Here is a 452-nt window from a genome sequence, read left to right on the forward strand (position 1 = left end):
AAAGCCTGGAATCAACAATTTCCACCGACAACCTGGGAAAGAGAGTGGGGAAGGGCGGTAGCAAGCCTTGAAGGCTATTCAAATCCTTATATCGAAGCGCAAGGCTAGATTAGACTTTCGGTTTAATAGAATCTTTTTCTTTATATTTGGCACTATTGACTGCTTGAGTGACAGGGTAAGCCATTAAATCGATGGGCTTATCTGCTGCTAAGAGTTCTTTTAAGTGAGCGGCACTTAATTGCTCCTCGCGAAGCCATTCTTGGGTTTGAAGGGGTGAGAGCATCCAGGGCATGCGCTCGTGTAGGGTTTTTACCAAAGGGTTATGGGCATTAATGGTAAGTAGGCAAAAAGACGGTAGATTCTCATCTTTTTCTTGTCGCCAAATGGCAGCAATAGCAAGTAACTCATGGTGGCGTTCTTCAATAAAAAAGGGCTGTTTTTCTTTAGTCTTT

Annotated in this window: 1 protein-coding gene; it reads right to left on the bottom strand. The window is 43.4% G+C overall.

The window, feature by feature from the left end; all coding sequences use genetic code 11:
- Nucleotides 1-109 precede the first annotated feature (109 nt).
- On the bottom strand, nt 110-452 hold a 343-nt coding region (locus tag Ldro_RS09245; protein WP_162263974.1), incomplete at its 5' end, for an SOS response-associated peptidase family protein.

The sequence above is a fragment of the Legionella drozanskii LLAP-1 genome, assembly GCF_001467585.1.
In the GTDB taxonomy this organism is placed as follows: Bacteria; Pseudomonadota; Gammaproteobacteria; order Legionellales; family Legionellaceae; genus Tatlockia; species Tatlockia drozanskii.